General features: G+C 67.4%; 15 protein-coding genes. 8 read left to right on the top strand and 7 right to left on the bottom strand.

The genetic code is table 11. The features are described from left to right. Window positions 1-146: 146 nt before the first annotated feature. Window positions 147-599, bottom strand: a complete 453-nt coding sequence (locus C7H84_RS21360) for a hypothetical protein (RefSeq protein ID WP_121860643.1) — start codon at window positions 597-599, stop codon at window positions 147-149. 268 nt (window positions 600-867) lie between these two features. Here C7H84_RS21360 and C7H84_RS21350 point away from each other — a divergent pair, with 268 nt between their 5' ends. Continuing rightward, on the top strand, window positions 868-2085 hold the full coding sequence (locus tag C7H84_RS21350) for a Bcr/CflA family multidrug efflux MFS transporter (protein ID WP_121860641.1): 1218 nt from the start codon (window positions 868-870) through the stop codon (window positions 2083-2085). A gap of 112 nt (window positions 2086-2197) precedes the next feature. On the opposite strand, the gene C7H84_RS21345 is transcribed toward C7H84_RS21350, so the two are convergent. The 3 genes from C7H84_RS21345 to zwf form a co-directional block, all read right to left on the bottom strand. Continuing rightward, the gene (locus C7H84_RS21345) at window positions 2198-4126 is read right to left on the bottom strand and encodes a bifunctional transcriptional regulator/glucokinase (RefSeq protein ID WP_121860640.1); all 1929 of its coding nucleotides are present in this window, start codon (window positions 4124-4126) and stop codon (window positions 2198-2200) included. Beyond that, on the bottom strand, window positions 4104-4784 hold the full coding sequence (gene pgl / locus C7H84_RS21340) for a 6-phosphogluconolactonase (protein WP_121860639.1): 681 nt from the start codon (window positions 4782-4784) through the stop codon (window positions 4104-4106). The genes C7H84_RS21345 and pgl overlap by 23 nt, the downstream gene beginning before the upstream one ends. A gap of 85 nt (window positions 4785-4869) precedes the next feature. After that, on the bottom strand, window positions 4870-6339 hold the full coding sequence (gene zwf, locus C7H84_RS21335; RefSeq protein WP_121860638.1) for a glucose-6-phosphate dehydrogenase: 1470 nt from the start codon (window positions 6337-6339) through the stop codon (window positions 4870-4872). 430 nt (window positions 6340-6769) lie between these two features. Between zwf and C7H84_RS21330 the strand changes: the two genes are divergently transcribed. The 4 genes from C7H84_RS21330 (at window position 6770) to ugpC (ending at window position 11172) form a co-directional block, all read left to right on the top strand. Next, window positions 6770-8017 (top strand): ABC transporter substrate-binding protein, encoded by a 1248-nt coding sequence (locus C7H84_RS21330; protein WP_121860637.1) that lies wholly within the window; start codon window positions 6770-6772, stop codon window positions 8015-8017. Window positions 8018-8155: 138 nt separating this feature from the next. Further along, window positions 8156-9094 (top strand): sugar ABC transporter permease, encoded by a 939-nt coding sequence (locus C7H84_RS21325; protein ID WP_121860636.1) that lies wholly within the window; start codon window positions 8156-8158, stop codon window positions 9092-9094. Further along, on the top strand, window positions 9084-9941 hold the full coding sequence (locus tag C7H84_RS21320; protein WP_121860635.1) for a carbohydrate ABC transporter permease: 858 nt from the start codon (window positions 9084-9086) through the stop codon (window positions 9939-9941). Before C7H84_RS21325 ends, C7H84_RS21320 begins: the two co-directional genes overlap by 11 nt. A gap of 112 nt (window positions 9942-10053) precedes the next feature. Continuing rightward, window positions 10054-11172 carry a sn-glycerol-3-phosphate ABC transporter ATP-binding protein UgpC gene (gene ugpC, locus C7H84_RS21315; protein ID WP_121860634.1) on the top strand — a complete coding sequence of 373 codons (1119 nt, stop codon included), beginning with the start codon at window positions 10054-10056 and terminating at the stop codon, window positions 11170-11172. A gap of 80 nt (window positions 11173-11252) precedes the next feature. Here ugpC and C7H84_RS21310 read toward each other — a convergent pair whose 3' ends face one another. The 3 genes from C7H84_RS21310 to trxB all read right to left on the bottom strand — a co-directional run bounded on the left by C7H84_RS21310 (window position 11253) and on the right by trxB (window position 13741). Next, window positions 11253-11876, bottom strand: coding sequence for a trimeric intracellular cation channel family protein (locus C7H84_RS21310; protein WP_121860633.1), 624 nt, complete (start codon window positions 11874-11876; stop codon window positions 11253-11255). Next, window positions 11863-12642 carry a Smr/MutS family protein gene (locus C7H84_RS21305; protein WP_121860632.1) on the bottom strand — a complete coding sequence of 260 codons (780 nt, stop codon included), beginning with the start codon at window positions 12640-12642 and terminating at the stop codon, window positions 11863-11865. The genes C7H84_RS21310 and C7H84_RS21305 overlap by 14 nt, the downstream gene beginning before the upstream one ends. A 136-nt stretch (window positions 12643-12778) precedes the next feature. Continuing rightward, the gene (gene trxB / locus C7H84_RS21300) at window positions 12779-13741 is read right to left on the bottom strand and encodes a thioredoxin-disulfide reductase (protein ID WP_121860631.1); all 963 of its coding nucleotides are present in this window, start codon (window positions 13739-13741) and stop codon (window positions 12779-12781) included. Window positions 13742-14158: 417 nt separating this feature from the next. Here trxB and C7H84_RS21295 point away from each other — a divergent pair, with 417 nt between their 5' ends. The 3 genes from C7H84_RS21295 (at window position 14159) to C7H84_RS21285 (ending at window position 18781) form a co-directional block, all read left to right on the top strand. After that, window positions 14159-16468: a DNA translocase FtsK gene (locus C7H84_RS21295; protein WP_121860630.1), complete on the top strand. Its 2310-nt coding sequence runs from the start codon at window positions 14159-14161 to the stop codon at window positions 16466-16468. Window positions 16469-16514: 46 nt separating this feature from the next. Continuing rightward, on the top strand, window positions 16515-17204 hold the full coding sequence (gene lolA, locus C7H84_RS21290) for an outer membrane lipoprotein chaperone LolA (RefSeq protein WP_121860629.1): 690 nt from the start codon (window positions 16515-16517) through the stop codon (window positions 17202-17204). 266 nt (window positions 17205-17470) lie between these two features. Next, window positions 17471-18781, top strand: coding sequence for a replication-associated recombination protein A (locus C7H84_RS21285; protein WP_121860628.1), 1311 nt, complete (start codon window positions 17471-17473; stop codon window positions 18779-18781). The last annotated feature ends 5 nt before the right edge of the window (window positions 18782-18786 follow it).

The following is an 18786-nucleotide window of genomic DNA, read 5'->3' as shown; positions in this document are numbered from 1 at the left end:
GGCGACCTGTGCACGGGCCGCGGCGCGTGGGCGGAACGATCGTCCGATTGTACAAGAGACGCGCCCGACGGGCCCGCGACCGGTTCCGCGGCGTTTGGGCGCGTGGCGGCACGGGGGCCGCCGCGGGCGCGCCGGATCCGCCCCGGTTATCGCGGCGGCTTGCGCTTGCCGGTCAGCTCGGCCCAGCGCTTTTCGAGCGGGCCTTCGACCATCGGCTTGATCGTCGTGCCGGAGCTCTGCGCATCCCAGGTCTGCACCGAGTAAGGATGCACGCGCAGCGCGTCGCGCGGGATCACGACGTCCTGATGCGCGTCGACCAGCCAGTCGTAGACGAAGTCGATGCACAGCCGGTAGCCGCGTTTGGTCGCCGGATCCGGCACTTCATAGGGTGCGCGCGTCACGTAGCCCGAACCGAACACGCCCTTCGGCTCCTTCGCGACGCGGTGCAGGAACACGCGGTCGCCCGGCAGGATGCCGCGTGCGAAGCCGCAGCCCCAGACGTCATGCACGGCTTCGCCGGCCTTCACGCGCGCGGCGACGTCGGGCAGCTCGGGCCACGGCCATTTCTTGGGGCTCCAGATCAGCAGGAAGGCGGTCATCGGTTCGGTCGTGCGTCGATTGGTCTGACAAGAGAAGCGGCGAGCCGCAAGCTTAATCGAATCCGCGCGCCGCCTCGCGCGAACGCGTCCGCAACGCCGGCTGCGCGGACATGTTGCCTCCGTGCACCGCACACGGCGGGCGGCGCGCCGAAGCGCGCGAAAAAGTTGCGCGTACAATCATGGGCTTGAACGCGCCGCTCGCGGCGCCGCCTCCCGTCTTCACCGCCACGCGCGCCGCGATGCGCGCGGGCTCCCATTCCGGATACCCATGTCCCACGTCGTCCGGCGCCGGCCCGATGCCCGGCTGATCCTGTTGCTCGGCGCGCTCGCCGCCTGCGGGCCGATCGCCACCGACATGTACCTGCCGAGCCTGCCGTCGATCGCCGCCGGCTTCTCCGTGAGCCCCGGCGCCGCGCAGCGCACGCTGACGAGCTTCATGGCCGGCTTCTCGATCGGCATGCTGCTGTACGGCCCGCTGTCCGACACGTGGGGCCGCCGCCCGGTGCTGCTCGGCGGCATCGCGCTGTTCACGCTCGCGAGCATCGGCTGCTTCGTGTCGGGCTCGATCGACATGCTGATCCTCGTGCGCTTCCTGCAGGCGCTCGGCGCAGGCGCCGCGTCGGTGCTCGCCCGCGCGATCGCGCGCGACGCGCATGAGCCGACCGACGCGGCGAAGGTGCTGTCGATGGTCGCGATCGTCACCGCGGTCGGGCCGCTGCTCGCGCCGTTGATCGGCGGCCAGATCCTGCGCTTCGCCGGCTGGCGCGGCGTGTTCGTCGTGCTGGCCGCGTTCGGCGCGTTGTGCGCGGCAACCGCGTACCTGCGCGTACCCGAAACCTGGCCGAAGGAGCGGCGCAAGAGCGCGGCCGTGCTCGCGTCGTTCGCGTCGTACGGGCGCATCCTGTCGGATCCGGTCGCGTGGGGGCACATGCTGTGCGGCGGGATGGCGTTCGCGTCGATGTTCTCGTACATCACGGCGACGCCGTTCGTGTACATCGAGTATTTCCACGTGTCGCCGCAGCACTACGGGCTGCTGTTCGGGCTGAACGTCGTCGGGATCATGATCGGCAACTTCACCAACACGCGGCTCGTCGGACGGCTCGGCTCGCTGCGCCTCATCGCGGCCGCGTCGCTCGTGAGCGGCATCGCGTCGCTCGCGGTTGCGCTCGTCGCGCTGACGGGGTGGGGCGGGCTGTGGTCGATCGTCGTGTGCCTGTTCTTCGTGGTCGGCGTGGTCGGGATCCTGTCCGCTAACTGCACGACCGACCTGATGCATCGTTATCCGCACAACGCCGGCGCATCGGCGGCCGTGTTCGGCGCGATGCAGCTCGCGCTCGGCGCGCTCGCCAGCGTCGCGATCGGCGCACTCGCCGATGGCACGCCGTTCGCGATGGGCGTGACGATCGGTGTCTGCGGCGTGCTGGTTTTCGCCGGACGTTATCTCGTGCTGCGCTGGCACGGCCGGCCGGTGAAAGCGGGCGCCTGAACCGCGGCCGCCGCAAAAAGAAAAACGCCACCGGCGCAGAGCAGCGCGCGGTGGCGTTTTTTTCGGGCGGGCGCGGGAAAGCGGCAACCCGCGATCCGAGCCGCGTCGCGCGTCAGTCCCGCGCGACGTCCTTCGCCGCCGGCGATGCGCCGTGGCTCAGCCAGTCGAGCACGTCGGCCGTTTCGTCGTCGCTCGCCCGCGCGCGCGCCTGCGCGACGGCCTCCGGCAATTCGCCGTTGGTCGATGCGCGACGGATCGCGACGCCGACCGCGAGGACGTCGATCATCAGCAGATGCAGGACCCGCGAGATCATCGACAGCTGCGATTCGCGCATCTCGATGTGATCGGTCTCGAGCGCGACGGTCGCGCGCTTCGCGAGCGGCGTGTTGCTCGACGTGATCGCAATCACCTTCGCACCGGCCTGCATCGCGACATCCAGCACGCGCAGCAGCTCGGGCGCGCGTCCCGACTTCGACACCGCGACGATCACGTCGCCCTTGCCGAGCAGCGCGGCCGACGCGGCCTGCATGTACAGGTCGCCGTACGCGATCGTCGGAATCCCGAAGCGGAAGAACTTGTAGTGCGCATCCTGCGCGACGATGTTCGAGTTGCCGAGCCCGTAGAACTCGATGCGGCGCGCGCCGTTCAGGATCTCGATCGCGTTCTCGACATGCTCGAAGTTCAGGTGCTCGCGCAGCTGCAGGATCGCGGACACCGTGTTGTCGAGCACCTTCGCGCCGAAGTCGGTGGCCGTGTCGCCGAGATGCACCTGGCTGTGGCTCATCGGGATCGTGCCGGTGAGGCCGGTCGCGAGCTTCAGCTTGAAGTCCGACAGCCCCTGGCAGCCGAGCGAGCGGCAGAAGCGGATCACCGTCGGCTGGCTCACGTCCGCCTTGCGCGCGATGTCGACGATCGGGTCGTTGATGATCGAGCGCGGATGGTTCAGCGCGAGATCGGCGACGCGGCGCTCGGCCGGCGTCAGCGCGTCGCGCATCTGGCGGATCCGCTCGAACACGGCCGACGACGCACCGCCCGAGCGGTTCGACAGCTGCTCCGCGAGAATCGCCGACACGCCGAGGAACGCCGGATATTCGGCGGTAATCAGGTAGGTCGGGATGTTCTCGAGATAGTGCGCGAAGCGGCCCTTCGCCTCGAAGCGCGCGCGGAACGACGAGCGCGTGAACAGTTCGCCGAGCTTCAGCGCGACACCGCCGCCGATGTAGACGCCGCCGAGCGCGCCGAGCGTCAGCGCGACGCTGCCTGCGAACGAACCGAGGATGCCGCAGAAGCATTCGACCGTCTCGAGCGCGAGCGCATCGCCCGCATGCGCGCGCTCGACGATCTCGACCGTGTCGACGGTCGCGGCGACGCGCTTCTTGTCGCGCGCGGCGAGCGCGCGATAGATGATCTCCATGCCGGGGCCCGCGCACACGCGTTCGAACGACACGTGCGGAAACTTCTTGCGCGCGTACTGCAGCACGAGATCCTCGCGCTCGTCCTGCGGCGCGAACGACGCGTGACCGCCTTCGCTGCCGAGCGCGATCCAGCGGTCGTCGGCCGGAATCAGGCCGGACACGCCGAGCCCGGTGCCGGGCCCGAGCAGCCCGATCACGCTGTTCTGGCGGCGCGCGCCGCCGCCGACCTGCACGCGCTGCGCGTCGGTCAGGCCGGGCAGCGCCATCGCGAGCGCGGTGAAGTCGTTGACGACGAGCAGCGTGTCGAAGCCGAGCGCGCGGCGCGTCGCCTCGATCGAGAAGCTCCAGTCGTGATTGGTCATCGTGACCTGGTCGCCGTCGACCGGGTTCGCGATCGCGATCGCCGCGTGGTTCACGCGGCTGATCTTCACGTCCTTCAGATACTTGCGGATCGCGTCGGTGATCGTCGGATAGTCGGCGCCGGGATACACGCGGATCTGCGTGATCTCGCCCGGGCCGGTTTCCAGCGCGAAGCGCGCGTTGGTGCCGCCGACGTCCGCGAGCAGGCGCGGGCCGTCGGCATGCTGACCCGCGACGACCGCCTTACTTTGCGCACCAGTAGACATCGAGCTGGGTCCCCTTGTCGTTGGCCAGTTGGGAAATCGCGTTGTTCTGCAGCGTCGCGGCCGCGGCGTCGAGCACGTCGCGTTTGCGGCTGCCCGCGATCAACAGGAAGAGCCGCTCGACGCGCTTCAGCGCATCGAGCGAAAAGCTCACGCGCGCATGCGGCGCGGCGCCGGGATGCACGGCGACGAAGCGCTCGGGCGTCGTGATCGCGTGGTCCCATTCGGGCGCGTCCGCGAAAATCGACGCGGTGTGGCCGTCCTCGCCCATGCCGAGCACCGCGACGGTCGGCACGCGGTAGTCGGCGTTCGCGTTCAGCGCGGCGACGTGCGCGTCGAGCGACACGCGCGTGTCGACGAGCGGCAGGAAGCGGGCAGGGGCCGCCGCATGCTGCAGCAGCGTGTCGCGCACGAGTTGCGCGTTGCTGGCCGCGTCGTCGTCCGGCACCCAGCGGTCGTCGACCAGCGTGACGTCGACGCCGGCCCAGTCGAGCGCCGCGTGCGACAGCGTGTGCAGGAACGGGCGCGGGCTCGTGCCGCCGGACACCGCGAGCGTCGGGCGCGCGGGGCCGGCGAGCGCCGCGCGCAGCGCATCGCCGACGGCGCGCGCGAGCGCTTCGCTTTGCGCTTCCTGGGTGTCGAAAGCGTGAATCTCGATCACATCTCCTCCGGACTGCTTTGTCTGTTCAATTCGTATGGATCATGGGGCACGTTGCCGCGCGCCACGCGCACGGCAACGGTTTGCATCAGTTTTCTTCTTCGAGCCAGCAGGTGCCGTGCTGCGCGAGCATCGCGCTCGCCGCGGCCGGCCCCCAGGTACCCGCCGCGTACGGCTTCGGCGGCTTCAGCGTGCGCGCCCATTCGTTCAGGATCGGCTCGACCCAGCGCCATGCGGCTTCCTGCTCGTCGCGCCGCACGAACAACGCGAGGCGGCCGTTGATCACGTCGAGCAGCAGGCGCTGGTAAGCCTCCATCTGCCCTTCCTTGAAGAACTGGTCGAACGCGAGGTCGAGGTGCACGCTCGCGAGGTTCATCCCTTCGCCGGGCTGCTTCGCGAGGCAGTACAGGCGAATCGTCTCGTTCGGCTGCAGCCGGATCACGAGGCGGTTCGAGCCGGCGCGCAGCGCGGTGGGCCCCAGTGCCGAGTGCGGCACCGGACGGAAGTTGACGACGATCTCCGCGACGCGGTCGGCCAGACGCTTGCCGGTGCGCAGGAAGAACGGCACGCCGGCCCAGCGCCAGTTCTCGATCTCGACCTTCAGCGCGACGAAGGTTTCGGTCGCGCTGTCGGGCTTCACGCCCGGCTCGGTTGCATAGGCCGGCACCTGCGCGCCCTTGATCACGCCCGCATGATACTGGCCGCGCACCGCGACCTTGCCGATGTCGCGCGGATCGACGGGCTTCAGCGCGCGCAGCACGCGCAGCTTCTCGTCGCGCACCGAGTCGGAATCCATCGAGTGCGGCGGCTCCATCGCGACGATCGACAGCAACTGCAGCAAGTGGTTCTGCACCATGTCGCGCAGCGCGCCCGTATTGTCGTAGAAATCGCCGCGCGCCTCGACGCCCAGTTCCTCGGCAATCGTGATCTGGATGCTCTCGACCCATTCGCGGCGCCACAGCGGCTCGAACAGCGCATTGCCGAAGCGCAGCGCGAGCAGGTTCTGTACGGGTTCTTTTCCGAGGTAGTGATCGATCCGGTAGATCTGGCCTTCCGCGAAGATCTCGCCGACCGCGTCGTTGATCGCGTTCGACGACTTCAGGTCGTAGCCGAGCGGCTTCTCGAGCACGATGCGCGCGCCTTCGTTCAGGCCGACCGACGCGAGCGCCTTGCAGATCGGCACGAACAGCGACGGCCCCGTCGCGAGATAGAACACGCGGATGCCGGACAGATGCGCGATCGCGTCGCGCAGCACGACGTAATCCTCCGCGCGGCCGAGGTCGAGCTTCACGTATTCGATGCGCTCGAGGAAGGATTTCCACGTGCTTTCGTCGAATGCGTTGCCGGCCGCCTTCGCGGCGTGCGGCTTCACATGCGTGTCGACCCACTCGAGATAGTGCGACCGATCCGATTCGTGCCGCGCGACGGCCACGATCCGGCCGCCTTCCGCGAGCATGTTGCCGCGATGCGCTTCGAACAGCGCGGGCAGGATCTTGCGCATCGACAGATCGCCGGTGCCGCCGAAAAGTACGAAGGTAAAGCTGGAATCGGTATGCATGTGTCTCCGCCGTGTTGGGGGTGCTCGGAAGCGATCCGTAGTGCGATAAAAATATTTTTGACACTGAATTGTAGTTTAACTACAATCCGCCGCAAGGGGTAGCACCTGGGTGAAGAAAAAAAGAAGTGCGGTCGATGAACTGCGCGAGCTTCGCCTTCGGGAACGCCTTGTGCCGAATGTTATCGGACATTGACGGTGCGCATCGTCCGCGCGCCGTCGCCCCGGGCTCGCGCCGCGGCATCGCGGCGGGCCAGAAACACAATGAGGAGACACGCCGTTGAATCTCGATTCACGCTTTCTGTAAGAGCCCGGCCGGTCATCGGCCCCGTACGCTGCACGCGTCCCGCGGCTCGATTTCCCCGTCGTTTATCAAGAAGCCGGTTCCCGTCAGGGAACCTCACGAGTTGATTCAGTCTGGAGGAGATAAGTAATGAAAGTTCGCTCGATCATGGGCGCGCTCTGCGCCGCAGGTCTGATGGCAGGCGCCGTGGCGGCGCAGGCGGCCGAGAACGTAACGGTGCTGCACTGGTGGACGTCGGGCGGCGAGTCGAAGGCCGTCGGCGTGCTGAAGGACGACGTGCAGAAGCAGGGCTACGTGTGGAAGGACTTCGCGGTCGCGGGCGGCGCGGGCGCGGCGGCCATGACCGCGCTGAAGACCAAGGTGATCAGCGGCGACTCCCCGTCCGCCGCGCAGATCAAGGGCCCGCTGATCCAGGACTGGGCCGACCAGGGCGTGCTCGTCAACATCGATTCCGCCGCGGGCGACTGGAAGCAGAACCTGCCGCCGGAAATCGACAAGATCATCAAGTACAAGGGTCATACCGTCGCCGCGCCGTTCTCGGTGCACCGCGTGAACTGGCTCTATATCAACAAGGCCGCGCTCGACAAGGTCGGCGCGAAGGTGCCGGCCACCTGGCCCGAATTCTTCGCGGTGGCCGACAAGCTGAAGGCCGCGGGCGTCCAGCCGGTCGCGATGGGCGGCCAGCCGTGGCAGGACCTGACGCTGTGGGAAGACGTCGTACTGTCGCAAGGCCCGGCGTTCTACAAGAAGGCGCTCGTCGATCTCGACCAGGCCACGCTGACGTCGCCGCAGATGGTGTCGGTGTTCGACACGGTCCGCAAGATCCAGGGCTACTTCGACACCGGCCGCAACGGCCGCGACTGGAACCTCGCGACCGCGATGGTCATCAACGGCAAGGCCGGCATGCAGTTCATGGGCGACTGGGCGAAGGGCGAGTTCGAGAACGCCGGCAAGAAGGCGGGCAAGGACTACATCTGCGCGCCGGTGCCGGGCACCGCGAATTCGTACACGTTCAACGTCGACTCGTTCGTGTTCTTCCAGCAGAAGGGCGAGAAGAACGCGACGCCGGGCCAGATCGCGCTCGCGAAGACGATCATGACGCCGGAGTTCCAGGAGCAGTTCAGCCTGCTGAAGGGCTCGGTGCCGGTGCGTCTCGGCGTGAAGATGGACAAGTTCGACGACTGCGCGAAGAAGTCGTACGCCGACGAGCAGACCGCGATCAAGTCGGGCGGCTTCGTGCCGTCGCTCGCGCACGGGATGGCGCAGGGCGACGCAACGGCCGGCGCGATCACCGACGTCGTGACGAAGTTCATGAACTCGCAGCAGGATTCGAAGAGCGCGGTCGCCGCGCTCGCGAAAGCCGCGAAGGTGAAGTAAAGCGCGACAGGCGCCCGGCCGGACGCGCACGATCGGCCGGGCGTTTTTGCATGTGCAGCAAACGGGCTCGCCCGCGGACCCGTGCCGTACCCGGCGCCGGCCCGGCCTGCGTCGCCCTCGTTCCAGGAGTCGAATCAAGTGGCTGCCCCTCTTAGCGGAAACGGATCCGGCGCTGCCGTCGCACGGCGCACGTCGCCGATGTCGGCCTTCGCCGATCGCTGGATCCCGAAGCTCGTGCTCGCGCCGAGCCTCGCGATCGCCGTGGTGTTCATCTACGGCTTCATCCTGATTACCGGCTATCTGTCGCTGACCCGCTCGCGGCTGTTGCCCAACTACGAATTCGACGGCTTCGGCCGTTACACGGACCTGTTCCAGAACGACGTGTGGTGGACCTCCGCTGCGAACCTCGGCTGGTTCGGGATTCCGTTCATCGCGATCTGCGTCGGCCTCGGGCTGTTCCTCGCGATCCTGCTCGACCAGCGGATCCGCAACGAAGGCGCGCTGCGCGCGATCTTCCTGTACCCGATGGCGCTGTCGTTCATCGTGACCGGCACCGCGTGGCAGTGGATCCTGAACCCGGGCCTCGGCCTCGAGAAGGTGATGCACGACTGGGGCTGGACGAGCTTCTCGTTCGGCTGGCTCGACGATCCGGACAAGGCGATCTTCTGCGTGGTGATCGCGGCCGTGTGGCAGTCGACCGGCTTCGTGATGGCGCTGTTCCTCGCGGGGCTGCGCGGCGTCGACGCCGAGATCTTCAAGGCCGCGCAGGTCGACGGCGCGACGCTGCCGACCATCTACCGCAAGATCGTGATCCCGAGCATGCGCCCGGTGTTCTTTTCGGTGCTGCTGATCCTTTGCCACATCACGATCAAGACCTTCGACCTGGTCGTCGCGCTGACGGCGGGCGGCCCGGGCACGTCGTCGTCGTTGCCGGCCATGTTCATGTACACGTTTTCGTTCAACCGCGGCCAGCTCGGGCTGGGTGCCGCGTCGTCGGTGATGATGCTCGCGACCGTGGTCGCGGTGCTGGTGCCGCTGATGTATATGGAATCGAGGAGCACCCGCAATGCAGCCTAAGATGACGATCAGTCGGGCAGTGATCTATGCGGCGCTGATCCTGTTCGCGCTGTATTTCCTGTTCCCGATCTACGTGATGCTGTCGACGTCGTTCAAGGACCTCGAACAGCTGCGCACCGGCAACCTGCTGACGCCGCCGACTCACTGGACTTTCGATCCGTGGGTCAAGGCGTGGAGCGGCGCGTGTACCGGCGTGCGCTGCGACGGGATGAAGCCGTTCTTCCTGAACTCGCTGCAGATGGTGATTCCGGCCGTGCTGATCTCGTCGCTGGTCGGCGCGTTCAACGGCTACGTGCTCACGCACTGGCGCTTTCGCGGCGCGGACGCGCTGTTCACGATGATGCTGGTCGGCTGCTTCATTCCGTTCCAGGTGATCCTGCTGCCGATGGCGCGCCTGCAGGGGATGCTCGGTCTCGCGAACACGATTCCGGGCCTGGTGTTCGTGCACGTCGTGTACGGGATCGCGTTCACGACGATGTTCTTCCGCAACTTCTACGTGAGCGTGCCGGCCGAGCTCGTGAAGGCCGCGCGCATCGACGGCGCGGGGTTCTTCACGATCTTCACGAAGATCCTGCTGCCCGTGTCGCTGCCGATCTTCATGGTGTGCCTGATCTGGCAGTTCACGCAGATCTGGAACGACTTCCTGTTCGGGATCGTGTTCTCCGGCGTCGACTCGATGCCGATCACGGTCGCGCTGAACAACCTCGTCAACACGTCGACGGGCGTGAAGGAATACAACGTCGACATGGCCGGCGCGATCATCGCCGCGCTGCCGACGCTGCTCGTCTACGTGGTCGCCGGCCGCTACTTCGTGCGCGGTCTCACGGCAGGCGCGGTGAAGGGGTAAGCGCGGCTTCATCCGATACGACGAACCGGCCGCGCACGACGCGCGGCGCATCGAAACGAACCCGACGCGGCGCCTGCGTGCGCCGCGCGAGACGAGACAGAGGATTCACAGCATGGCAAGCCTTTCCATCCGTGACGTGTACAAGACCTACCCGAACGGGGTGCCGGTCCTGAAGGGTGTCGACATCGAGATCGAGGACGGACAGTTCCTGATCCTGGTCGGCGGCTCGGGCTGCGGGAAATCGACGCTGCTCAACATGATCGCCGGCCTCGAGACGGTCACGAGCGGCGAGATCTGCATCGACGGCAAGGTCGTCAACAACCTGTCGCCGAAGGATCGCGACATCGCGATGGTGTTCCAGTCGTACGCGCTGTATCCGTCGATGACGGTGCGCGAGAACATCTCGTTCGGCCTGAACATCCGCAAGGTGCCGAAGAGCGAGCAGCAGCAGATCGTCGAGCGCGTGTCGTCGATGCTGCAGATCCAGCATCTGCTCGACCGCAAGCCCGGCCAGCTGTCGGGCGGCCAGCGTCAGCGCGTCGCGATGGGCCGGGCGCTCGCGCGCGATCCGTCGCTGTTCCTGTTCGACGAGCCGCTGTCGAACCTCGACGCGAAGCTGCGCATCGAGATGCGCGCGGAAATCAAGCTGCTGCACCAGCGCCTCGGCACGACGATCGTCTACGTGACGCACGACCAGATCGAGGCGATGACGCTCGGCGACCGGATCGCGGTGATGAAGGACGGCGTGGTCCAGCAGTTCGGCGCGCCGCAGGACATCTACGATTCGCCGTCGAACCTGTTCGTCGCGGGCTTCATCGGCGCGCCGCCGATGAACTTCATCAACGGCCGCCTCGTCGAGCAGGGCAGCGGGATCGCGCTCGAGATCGACACGGGCCTCGCGCGCAGCGCGCTGATCCTGCCGTTCGACGCGGCGAAACTGAAGTCGCACGTCGGTCGCGAGGTCATTCTCGGGCTGCGTCCGGAGCGCATCACCGACGCGCGCAATGCCCATCACGGCGAGGCGTCGAAGCTGCAGCCGATCGACGTGCGCGTCGACGTGACCGAGCCCACGGGCCCGGACACGCACGTGTTCGCGCAGGTGAACGGCAAGCGGATCGTGAGCCGCGTGCATCCGGCCGCGAATCCGCAGCCCGGGCAGACGCAGTCGCTGCTGTTCGACGTGTCGAAGGCGGTGCTGTTCGATCCGGCGTCGGAAGAGCGGATCGCGTGACGCGCCGTGTGCGCCGAATGTAGGAGAAGGGGCCGTGTCCAAACGGCCCCTTTTGTTTTTGACTTGCCGGCGCTGCAGCGTCAGTGCGGCAACCGCACGTCGAACTTGAACGTCGCGAGCCGTGCGACGAGGATGAACGCGGTCGCGAGCAGCACGCTGTACACCGAGTCGAACTGCAGCCACGTCAGCAGCAGGTAGAACCAGCAGCCGACGAACGCGCAGGTCGCGTACGGCCGCGAATCGCGCAGGATCAGCGGGATGTCGTTGCACAGCACGTCGCGGACGATCCCGCCGACCACACCGGTGATCACGCCCATCATCACCGCGATGAAGCGCGGCATCTCGGCATCGAGCGCGATCGAGGTGCCGGAGATGCTGAAGATGCCGAGCCCGATCGCGTCGGCCACCAGCAGCAGCCGCTCGGCCGACAGCCGCGACAGCATCCGCAGCACGAACGGCGCGAACAGCGCGAGCACGAAAATCACGATCACGTAGTCGTCGTGCACGACCCAGTAGAACGGCCGGCGTTCGAGCAGGATGTCGCGCAGCGTGCCGCCGCCGAACGCGGTGGCGAGCGCGACGACGAACGTGCCGACCGAGTCGAGACGGTTCTTGCGCGCCTCGATGAAGCCCGAAATCGCAAAGGCCAGCGTCGCGATCGCCTCCAGAATCGAGATCGCGAGCGTCAGCCTAGGATGCGGCACGCGGCCCCCGGTCGGCGGGCGCCGCGAGCGGCTGCAGCAGCACGAGCACCGCGCCCGCGCCGCCGTCGTGGCTGCGCGCCTCGCAGAACGCGATCACTTCTTCCTTCTGCACGAGCCACGCGCGCACCTTGCCTTTCAGCACCGGTTCCTTGCCGATCGAGCCGAGCCCCTTGCCGTGGATCACGCGCAGGCAGCGCAGGCCCTTCTTGCCGGCCTCGCGGATGAATTCCGCGAGCGCGTCGCGTGCTTCGTCGCGCCGCATCCCGTGCAGATCGAGCTGCGCCTGCACGATCCACGCGCCGCTCCTCAGCTTGCGCACGACGTCGCGGCTGATGCCGGGGCGGTGGTAGTACAGCGATTCGTCGCTGTCGAGCAGCGTCTCGGGATCGAATTCGTCGGACAGCGTCGCGTTCAGCACGTCTTCTTCGTCGCGTTGCGTCTGCTTCGGCACCGGATCGGGCGGCGTGCGGCCGGACTTCGCGCGCGGCGGCGCACTCAGCGGCTGGATCGCGCCGATTTCGTTGCGGAACAGGTTCGCGTCGGCTTCCGCCTGGCGGGCGGCCTTCGCGGTTTCGACGCGGGTGCGCTCGCGGCGGTCGGCTTCGCCTTGCAGCGACTTGCGCAATGCGCCGAGGCCGGCCAGGCCCTGGCCGCGCAACGCGGCGGCGTCGGGGGCGGGCGGCGGCGCCTCGGGAGCCGGGCTCGCGGGACGGGCAGCGATCTGCCGCTTCGCGGGATCGCTCGGATGGGGCTGGTTCTTTGCCATGATTCGGTAACCGGGCAGGCGCGTTCGCACGCGCGGGCACAAAAAAAGCCGCTGCACGGCCGCAGCGGCTTTCCGGTCAAGCGCGCTTCGCGGCAGCGGACGCCATTGTAGCGCCCGGCGTGCGAAGGCTTGACGCTTACTTCTTGTCGTGCAGGCTTTCGAGGTAGCGCTGCGCGTCGAGCGCGGCCATGCAGCCCGTGCCGGCGCTCGTGATCGCCTGGCGATACACGTTGTCCTGCACGTCGCCGGCGGCGAACACGCCCGGCACGCTGGTCGACGTCGCGTTGCCCTGCAGGCCGCTCTTCGTCAGGATGTAGCCGTCCTTCATCTCGAGCTGGCCCTGGAACAGGTCGGTGTTCGGCTTGTGGCCGATCGCGACGAACACGCCCTGCACGGTGAGGTCCTGCTTCTCGCCGGTCTTCACGTTCTTGATGCGCAGGCCCGTGACGCCCGAGTCCTCGCCGGTCACTTCGTCGAGCACGTGGTCCCACTTGATGTCGACGACACCTTCCTTTTCCTTTTCCAGCAGGCGGTCGATCAGGATCGGCTCGGCGCGGAATTTGTCGCGGCGGTGGATCACCGTGACCTTCTTCGCGATGCCCGTCAGATAGAGCGCTTCCTCGACGGCCGTGTTGCCGCCGCCGATCACCGCGACTTCCTGGTTGCGATAGAAGAAGCCGTCGCAGGTGGCGCAGGCCGACACGCCCTTGCCCATGAACGCTTCCTCGGACGGCAGGCCGAGATACTGCGCGGACGCGCCGGTCGCGATGATCAGCGAGTCGCACGTGTATTCACCCGAATCGCCGATCAGCCGGATCGGCTGTTCGTGCAGTTTCGCGGTGTGGATGTGGTCGAATACGATTTCGGTGTTGAAGCGCTCCGCGTGCTCCTGGAAGCGCGCCATCAGTTCCGGGCCTTGCACGCCCTTCGCGTCCGCCGGCCAGTTTTCGACATCGGTCGTCGTCATCAGCTGGCCGCCCTGCGCGATGCCGGTGACCAGCACCGGGGACAGGTTGGCGCGGGCCGCGTAGACGGCAGCCGTGTAGCCGGCGGGGCCGGAACCGAGAATCAGGACTTTGGCGTGTTTGGGCGTGGACATGTGCGAATCCGTAAAAGGCGGCCCGGCGGGCGGGGTAAGGCGCGCCGGACGGTCTGGGTTGACCGGGATGCCGTCATAGATGGGTATCAGACGCGCATTATAAAGGCCCCGTTGCTGCGCTGCCGAACGAGAGTTTCAATCGGCACGATAGCGTTCCCCCGCCGGCCGGCCCGCTTCGGCAACGCGTGACGGCGGGGGAGCGGGCAGGGCGCGGCGGCGGCGGGACGCGCGGCGGCGCATTGCCGCAGGCACCGCCCGGGGGGTGTCCGCGGCCCGAATCGCGACCGCGGCGTCGGCTTCGGCGGCCCCGGCCCTCTTATGTAACCGTCATTTACACTTGGCGGCCCGATGCAGCGTTTACAATAAGCGCGATCGAACGACAGGCGGGCGCGCGGCCCGTCCTCTATATACGGATTCATGGCAAAAGCTCCTTATTCCGCCCAGGCACAGGCGTTGCCGCACCGGATGTCGAAGCTCCTCACGGAGATCCGCTGGATTCTCCAGGTCGCGCTCTGCGCTTTTCTGGTGATGGCCCTGCTGAGCTACAGCCGGCGCGATCCGAGCTGGACGCACGCCGCGCAGGTGGACCACATCTCGAACTGGGCCGGGCGCGTCGGTGCGTGGACGGCCGACATCATCCTGCTGCTGTTCGGCCTGTCGGCCTACTGGCTGATCGTGCCGCTCGGGCGGCGCATCGCGGTCAACTACCGGCGCATCACGCGTCACGAGGCGGTCGTCGACGAACCGGAGCGGCCGATCGGCTGGCTCACCGAGATCTTCGCGTTCGTGCTCGTCGTGCTCGCGTGCGACGGCATCGAGGCGCTGCGGATGTGGTCGCTGAAAGTGCAGCTGCCGCGCGCGCCGGGCGGCGTGATCGGCGAGGCGGTGGCGGGCGCGATGTCGCACGCGTTCGGCTTCACCGGCGGCACGCTGCTGCTGCTGATCCTGCTCGCGATCGGCCTGTCGCTGTATTTCCGCTTCTCGTGGCTGTCGGTCGCCGAGCGCGTCGGCGGCGCGATCCTGTCCGCCGTCAACGTCGCGAAGCTGCGCCGCGAGGCCGAGCGCGACCGCAAGCTCGGCGAGGCCGCGGCCGTGCGCCGCGAAGGCAAGGTCGAGGAGGAGCGCGTGCGCATCGAGGATCACGAGCCCGTGACGATCGTGCCGCCGGTCGTCACGCCGGCGAAGTCGGAGCGCGTCGAGCGCGAGCGCCAGGTGCCGCTCTTCACCGACCTGCCGGGCGATTCGACGCTGCCGCCGGTGTCGCTGCTCGATCCCGCGCCGAAGACGCAGGAAGCGATCTCGGCCGACACGCTCGAATTCACGTCGCGCCTGATCGAGAAGAAGCTGAAGGACTTCGGCGTCGAGGCGAGCGTCGTCGCCGCGTATCCGGGCCCGGTCGTCACGCGCTACGAGATCGAGCCGGCCACCGGCGTGAAGGGCAGCCAGATCGTCAACCTCGCGAAGGACCTCGCGCGTTCGCTGTCGCTCGTGTCGATCCGCGTGGTCGAGACGATCCCGGGCAAGAACTACATGGCGCTCGAACTGCCGAACCAGCGCCGGCAGACGGTGCACCTGTCCGAGATCATCGGCTCGGAAGTCTATGCGGCCGCGTCGTCCGCGCTGACGCTGAGCCTCGGCAAGGACATCGGCGGCAAGCCGGTCTGCGCGGATCTCGCGAAGATGCCGCACCTGCTGGTCGCCGGCACCACCGGTTCGGGCAAGTCGGTCGGGATCAACGCGATGATCCTGTCGCTGCTGTACAAGGCCACTGCCGAGCAGGTGCGCCTGATCCTGATCGATCCGAAGATGCTCGAAATGAGCGTCTACGAAGGCATTCCGCACTTGCTGTGCCCGGTCGTTACCGACATGCGCCAGGCCGGCCATGCGCTGAACTGGACTGTCGCGGAGATGGAGCGCCGCTACAAGCTGATGAGCAAGCTCGGCGTGCGCAATCTCGCGGGCTACAACAACAAGATCGAGGATGCGGCGAAGCGCGAGGAAAAGATTCCGAATCCGTTCAGCCTGACGCCGGACGATCCCGAGCCGCTCGGCCGCCTGCCGAACATCGTCGTCGTGATCGACGAGCTGGCCGACCTGATGATGGTCGTCGGCAAGAAGGTCGAGGAGCTGATCGCACGGATCGCGCAGAAGGCGCGCGCGGCCGGCATCCACCTGATCCTCGCGACGCAGCGTCCGTCGGTCGACGTGATTACCGGCCTGATCAAGGCGAACGTGCCGACGCGCATCGCGTTCCAGGTCTCGTCGAAGATCGACTCGCGCACGATTCTCGACCAGATGGGCGCCGAGTCGCTGCTCGGGATGGGCGACATGCTGTACCTGGCACCGGGCACCGGGCTGCCGGTGCGTGTGCACGGCGCGTTCGTCGGCGACGACGAAGTGCATCGCGTCGTCGACAAGCTCAAGGAGCAGGGCGAGCCGAACTACGTCGAAGGGCTGCTCGAAGGCGGCACCGTCGACGGCGACGAGGGCTCGGCGGGAGCGGGAACCGGCGAAGGCGGCGGCGAGTCTGATCCGCTGTACGACCAGGCGGTGGAGATCGTCATCAAGAACCGCCGCGCGTCGATTTCGCTCGTGCAGCGCCATCTGCGGATCGGCTACAACCGCGCGGCGCGGCTGCTCGAACAGATGGAACAGTCGGGGCTCGTGTCGGCGATGTCGTCGAGCGGCAACCGCGAAATTCTTGTGCCGGCGCGCGACGCGGAATGAGTCCGCGGCGCCCGCAGCGCCGGCCACCCAGGGAGAAAACCGCATCATGCAGCAACTTTCGTTCGCCCCTTCCCTTCGTTCGACGCGGCGCTGGCTCGGCGCGGCGCTCGCCGGCGCATCGCTGATGCTCGCGGCGACGCACGCGTTCGCGGGCGGCACCGAGCAACTGAAGGCCTTCGTGTCGCAGGTGCGTTCGGCGAAGGGCGATTTCACGCAGCAGATCGTCAAGGCGCCGGCCAAGGGCGCGAGCGCCGCGCAGGCCGCGCCGAAGCCGAACGACAATTCGAGCGGCACGTTCGTGTTCTCGCGTCCGGGCAAGTTCATCTGGACGTACCAGAAGCCGTACCAGCAGGTGCTGCAGGCCGACGGCGACAAGCTCTACGTGTACGACCGCGACCTGAACCAGGTCACCGAGCGCAAGCTGAACGGCGCGCTGGGCGCGAGCCCGGCCGCGATCCTGTTCGGCAGCAACGACCTCGACAAGAACTACACGCTGCGCGATGCGGGCGAGAAGGGCGGCATCGAATGGCTCGAGATGCTGCCGAAGGCGCAGGACACGCAATTCCAGCGAATCGGCATCGGTTTCCGCAACGGCACGCTCGCCGCGATGGAACTGCACGACGTGTTCGGCAACGTCACGCTGCTGACGTTCACGAACATCCAGACGAACCCGCCGCTGAAGGGCGACGCGTTCAAGTTCGTCGTGCCGAAGGGTGCGGACGTGATCAACGGCTGACCTTCGTTGCGCCGTTTTCCCGACACGGGCCTGCCGGCAACGGCAGGCCCGTGTTGTTTGGGGACGCGGGTACCGGGCGCCGTGCAACGGACGCGTGCAACGGGCGCGGGCACCGGCGCGTGCAACAGGCGCCCTGCAACGAGCGCGGGTACCGGGCTTGGGCACTAGGCGCAGGCGCCAAGCGCGGCGGCGGGTTCGCGCGGCTGTCATAATGTCGGGTCCGGCGGCCGCTGCGGCCGCCATCGTTTGATCTGGAGCGAGGGTTCATGTCCGACCTGTTTCAAGTCGAGCCGCGCCGGCCGCTCGCCGAGGCGCTGCGGCCGAAGACGCTCGCCGAGGTGATCGGCCAGACGCATCTGCTGGGCGAAGGCAAGCCGCTGCGGCTCGCGTTCGAATCCGGCAAGCCGCATTCGATGATCCTGTGGGGGCCGCCCGGTGTCGGCAAGACCACGCTCGCGCGCCTCACCGCGCTCGCGTTCGACTGCGAGTTCATCGCGCTGTCCGCGGTGCTCGGCGGCGTGAAGGATATCCGCGAGTCGATGGAGCAGGCGAAGGACACGCTGAACCGCACCGGCCGCCACACGATCCTGTTCGTCGACGAAATCCATCGTTTCAACAAGGGGCAGCAGGACGCGCTGCTGCCGTTCGTCGAGTCGGGGCTCGTGACCTTCATCGGTGCGACGACCGAGAATCCGAGCTTCGAAGTCAACTCGGCACTGCTGTCGCGGGCGCAGGTGTATGTGCTGCAGTCGCTGAACGACGACGAGATGCGCCTGCTGCTCAAGCGCGCGCAGGAAATCGCGCTCGACGGCCTCGCGTTCGACGACAAGGCGATCGATACGCTCATCGGTTACGCGGACGGCGACGCGCGGCGCTTCCTGAACCTGCTCGAGCAGGCGCAGACCGCCGCGGCGTCCGCCAAGATCACGACCATCGATGCCGAGTTCGTCAGCAGCGCGATGACGTTGAATGCGCGGCGCTTCGACAAGGGCGGCGACAACTTCTACGACCAGATCTCGGCGCTGCACAAGTCGGTGCGCGGTTCGAGCCCGGACGGCGCGCTGTACTGGTTCTGCCGGATGATCGACGGCGGCGCGGATCCGAAGTATCTCGCGCGGCGGATCGTGCGGATGGCGTGGGAAGACATCGGCCTCGCCGATCCGCGCGCGCTGCAGGTGGCGAACGACGCGGCCGAGACTTACGAGCGGCTCGGCTCGCCCGAAGGTGAGCTTGCACTCGGGCAGGCCGTGATCTATCTCGCGTGCGCGGCGAAGAGCAACGCGGGCTACAACGCGTTCAAGGATGCGATGGCGTTCGTCAAGCAGGACAAGTCGCGCGAGGTGCCGGTGCATCTGCGCAATGCGCCGACCAAGCTGATGAAGGAGCTCGGCTACGGCCACGCTTACCGCTACGCGCACGACGAGCCGAACGCCTATGCGGCCGGCGAGACGTACCTGCCGGACGGGATGCGCGAGCCGCGCTGGTACAAGCCGGTGCCGCGCGGGCTCGAAGCGAAGATCGCCGACAAGCTCGCATGGCTGCGCGAGCTCGACCGCGAGGCCGGCAAGAAGGACTGACCGGC

Source organism: Burkholderia sp. Nafp2/4-1b, assembly GCF_003635165.1.
Taxonomy (GTDB): domain Bacteria; phylum Pseudomonadota; class Gammaproteobacteria; order Burkholderiales; family Burkholderiaceae; genus Burkholderia.
This window is presented reverse-complemented; position numbering and strand designations above follow the sequence as displayed.